At 69.6% G+C, this 4,102-nt stretch carries 4 protein-coding genes; 1 reads left to right on the forward strand and 3 read right to left on the reverse strand.

Annotation, left to right across the window (positions count from 1 at the left end):
* Positions 1 to 118 precede the first annotated feature (118 nt).
* Complete coding sequence (locus DSP71_RS11460; RefSeq protein WP_113681148.1) at positions 119 to 1,153, forward strand: aldo/keto reductase; 1,035 nt, start codon at positions 119 to 121, stop codon at positions 1,151 to 1,153.
* A gap of 26 nt (positions 1,154 to 1,179) precedes the next feature.
* Here the strand turns inward: DSP71_RS11460 and DSP71_RS11465 are convergent, their stop codons facing one another.
* From DSP71_RS11465 to DSP71_RS11475, 3 genes are all read right to left on the reverse strand, one after another.
* On the reverse strand, positions 1,180 to 1,830 hold the full coding sequence (locus tag DSP71_RS11465; RefSeq protein WP_113681149.1) for an HAD-IA family hydrolase: 651 nt from the start codon (positions 1,828 to 1,830) through the stop codon (positions 1,180 to 1,182).
* A gap of 62 nt (positions 1,831 to 1,892) precedes the next feature.
* Positions 1,893 to 2,585, reverse strand: a complete 693-nt coding sequence (locus DSP71_RS11470) for an ABC transporter ATP-binding protein (RefSeq protein ID WP_113681150.1) — start codon at positions 2,583 to 2,585, stop codon at positions 1,893 to 1,895.
* Positions 2,582 to 4,102, reverse strand: a 1,521-nt coding sequence (locus DSP71_RS11475) for an ABC transporter permease subunit (protein WP_258546388.1), incomplete at its 5' end; no start/stop codon positions are given. The genes DSP71_RS11470 and DSP71_RS11475, both read right to left, overlap by 4 nt.

A 4,102-nucleotide genomic window follows, 5' to 3' on the forward strand; every position in this document is an offset into this window, starting at 1 on the left:
GATCCTCCGGGGGGTTGCATAAACGGAACACTGTTCCGTATGCTTCCGGAAAGGCGTTCCACTTCGGTCAACGATAGGGCACCGGACAGCAGAGCGCCATCGATGGAAGGAACACGACATGCACTACCGCACCCTCGGCAGGACCGGGATCCAGGTGAGCCCGTTCGCCCTCGGGGCCATGATGCTCGGCACGGACGGCAGCATCGGGAACGGCGACGAGCGGGACTCCATCCGCATCGTGCATCGAGCCATCGATGCGGGCATCAACATCATCGACACGGCCGACCGATACTCGCAGGGCGGCTCCGAAGAGCTCATCGGCAAGGCGCTCGCCGGCCGTCGCGACGACGTGGTCCTGGCCACGAAGTTCAACGGACCGATGGGCACCGACCCGAACAGGCGCGGCAACTCCCGCCGATGGATCATGCGCGCCGTCGAGGACTCGCTCCGTCGGCTGGGGACCGACTACATCGACCTGTACCAGGCGCACCGTCCTGACGACACCGTCGACCTCGAGGAGACGCTCTCCGCGCTGACCGATCTGGTCCGCAGCGGCAAGGTGCGAGCGATCGGCAGCTCGGACTTCCCCGCCTCGATGCAGGTCGAGGCGCAGTGGACCTCCGAGCGTCGGGGCCTCGAGCGCTTCCGCACCGAGCAGCCGACCTACTCGATCCTGAACCGTGGCATCGAACGGGAAGTGCTGCCCGTCGCGCAGCGCTACGGCATGGGCGCCCTCGTCTGGAGTCCTCTCGCCGGCGGCATGCTGACCGGACGGTTCCGGAGGGGACAGCAGACCGATCTCGCTCGCGCGACCATGTTCCGGCACAACCAGGACGAGCGGCGGATCGACGCCGTGGAGCAGATCGTCGCGCTCTCCGAGGAGACCGGCATCCGGATGACCCACCTCGCGATGGCGTTCGCGATCGCGCATCCCGATGTCACGAGCGCGCTGATCGGCCCGCGGTCGATGGAGCAGCTGGACGACCTGCTTGCGGGAGTGGACATCGCGCTCACGGACGAGGTGCTCGACCGGATCGACGCGATCGTCCCGCCCGGCACCGATGTCGGACGCCTCGATCAGCAGTACAACCCGCCCGCTGTGCTCGAGCCCGCGCTGCGACGGCGACCGGTGGCGCACCGCTCCGCCGCCTAGGCGACCGGGTGTGAGCTCCGGACCGCTCAGCCGATCCGGAGCTCGAAGCCGTCGTCGACGGCGGCGATCGACACCTGCGTGAGGTCGTCCACGTGCGCGGTCGGGGCATGGGCGGCGGCGTGCGGGCCGACTCCGATCACTCGCATGCCCGCGGCGTGGGCGGCCTGGATCCCGGCGCCGGAGTCCTCGAACACGAGGCAGTCCGCGGGGTCGACGCCCAGCGTGCGCGCAGCGAGGAGGAAGCCCTCAGGGTCGGGCTTCGACGCGGACACGTTCTCGGCCGTCACGGCGAGGGCGGGCACGGTCAGCTCGGCCTGACGCATCCGCGCGGTCATCAAGGCGACGTTGGCGGAGGTCACGATCGCGTGGGCGAAGGGCTGCAGAGCATCGAGCAGACCGTCGGCGCCGGGGATCATGATGACGCCTTCCACGTCGGACGCCTCGTTCGCGAGCATGACCTCGTTCTCGCGGAGGTTGATCGCGTGATCGCGCTCGGGCAGCATGATCGCCATGCTCTGGTGACCCTGACGTCCGTGCACCACACTCAGCACCGTCTCGGGGGCGATCCCGTGCGGCTCCGCCCAGGCCAGCCACAGCCGCTCCACCACGGCGGTCGAGTCGACGAGGGTGCCGTCCATGTCGAGGAGGGCAGCGCGGGCGTGGATGGTCTGGGTCATCCTCTCAGGCTAATCCCCACGTCCCGGTGATCGCCGACGGTCGCTCGACCCCCGACACGTGCTCAGCCGCCGAGGTAGGCCCGGTGCAGCAACGCGGGGTCCTCCTGCAGCGCCTGCGCCGTGCCCTGGAACGAGACGCGCCCGCCGGCGACGACCACCGCTTCCTCGGCCAACCCGAGAGCGAGCTGGGTGAATTGCTCGACCAGCAGCACCCCGACCCCGGACTCGGCGATGGACTGCACGATCGGCATCAGCCTCAGGAAGACGACGGGTGCGAGGCCGAGCGACATCTCGTCGATCAGCAGGATGCGGGGTTTCGCGGCGAATGCCCTGGCCAGCACGACCATCTGCTGCTCCCCACCCGACAGCAGGGCGGTGGGGGCGTCGATGCGTTTCTCGAGTTCGGGGAACTGCGCCAGGACGGCGTCGAACTCCGAAAGGGTGCGCGCTGTGAGCGAGAGGTTCTCCCGCACGGTCAGCGACGGGAAGACGGCACGGCCCTGCTCGATGTGGACGATGCCGCGGCGCGCCCTGGTGACGCGGGAGAGCCGGTCGATGGGTTCGCCGTCCAGGGTGATCGTCCCCGCGGAGTGAGGGGTCACACCGGAGACGGATTCGATCAGACTCGTCTTCCCCGCACCGTTGGGGCCGACCAGGGCCAGCACCTCGCCGCCGGCGACCCGCAGCGAGACGTCGGAGATGACGGGTCCGGCTCCGCGACTCACCGTCACGGCGTCCAGCACGAGTTCGCTCATGTCAGCAGCTCCGTCTCTCCCATGTAGGCCTTCACCACGTCGGGGTTCGCGAGCACCTCGGCCTGCGGCCCGCTCGCCAGCACCCGACCGAAGTCGAGCACGGTCAGAGTGGGGCACACGGAGCGCACGAGGTCGAGGTCGTGCTCGATGATGATCAGCGCGACGCCGTAGCGCGCCGGCAGGTCTCGCAGACGTGCCGCGAGCGCCAGGTGCTCCTCGTGCGACAGGCCGGCAGCGGGTTCGTCGAGGATCAGCAGACGGGGTCGGGCGGCGACGTTCGCGGCGACCTCCACGAGCCTCCGGGTGCCGACGTCGACGCTCGACAGGCGCGCGCGGGAGGGAGGGCAGCCGAAGAACTCCAGCACCTCGTCGATGTCGGCCTTCGCGAGCCGGCGTCTGGCTACGAACCGCACGTAGGCGCCGACCGTGAGCTCGGGCGGGACCCGATCCTGCTGGAACGTGCGCCGCAGCCCCAATCTCGCGCGACGGGTGGGGGAGAAGCCGGCCAGGTCGCGGTCGCCGAGCAGCACACGTCCTCCGTGCTTCGGCAGGAAGCCGCTGATCGCGTCGACGAAGGTCGACTTCCCTGCGCCGTTGGGCCCGATCAGTCCCATGATCGATGCGGCCGGCACCTGGAACGACACATCGTCCAGTGCCTTGAGTGCGCCGAACTGCACGGTGAGACCCTCCACGGTGAGCACGGGCGCACCACGCAGGTCCGCATCGTCGACCGTGGCCGTTGTCGTCGTCGTGACGGCCGAGGCATCGGCTCCGGCATCGGCCGGCAGGGCGGTGAGCTGCGCGTTCGCGGTTCGCCGGTCCGCGCGGCGGTAGAGCAGGTTGCGGATGCCCTGGCCGAGGTTGGTCCCGCTGGTGAGAGCCTGCACGCCCAGCACGCCGAAGACGACGAAAGCCCAGTCCTGCGGCACACCCCAGCGCTTGAGCAGCTCGGGAACGAGCACCCAGAGCAGCCCGCCGAAGATCGCCATGTCGATCAGGTGGGCGCCGGACATGATCGCCAGCACGTAGAGCGCGAGGGACTGCAGCGGAGTGAAGCTCGACGCGAACGGCAGCTGCACCTGACCGGCCAGCAGCCCACCCGAGATGCCGCCGAGGGCCGCGGAGACGGCGAAGGCGGTCAGCTTGGCCGCCTGCACGCTCTGCCCCGAGGCGGCGGTTCCCCGTTCGGAGAATGCCACGGCCTTCCAGCTCGACCCCCAGCGGCCCCGCTGCAGGAAGAACACTCCGAGAGCGCAGACCGCGAGCACGACGATGGACAGGAAGAAGAATTCGCGGTCGTTCGAGAACATCTCCGGTCGTTCGATGGCCGTGCCGTCCGCCGAGCCGGGGAACTGGATCTGCACCAGCGTGACGTCGGCCGCTGCGGCGAAGCCGAGGGTCACGACCGCCAGGTTCACCCCCCGCAGCCGCAGGGCGGGAAGGCCGACCAGGATGCCGACGAGCCCCGCCGCGACACCGCCGAGGATCAGCCATAGGAGGAATCCTCCCGGCGCCTG

Origin of the sequence: Microbacterium sp. H6 (assembly GCF_003314775.1) — a bacterium.
Lineage (GTDB): Bacteria > Actinomycetota > Actinomycetes > Actinomycetales > Microbacteriaceae > Microbacterium > Microbacterium oxydans.

Bases quoted from the DNA above. Each gene is read 5' to 3' on its own strand.
- DSP71_RS11460 (WP_113681148.1), top strand. From the start codon at position 119: ATGCACTACCGCACCCTCGGCAGGACCGGGATCCAGGTGAGCCCGTTC.
- DSP71_RS11465 (WP_113681149.1), bottom strand. From the start codon at position 1,830: ATGACCCAGACCATCCACGCCCGCGCTGCCCTCCTCGACATGGACGGC.
- DSP71_RS11470 (WP_113681150.1), bottom strand. From the start codon at position 2,585: ATGAGCGAACTCGTGCTGGACGCCGTGACGGTGAGTCGCGGAGCCGGA.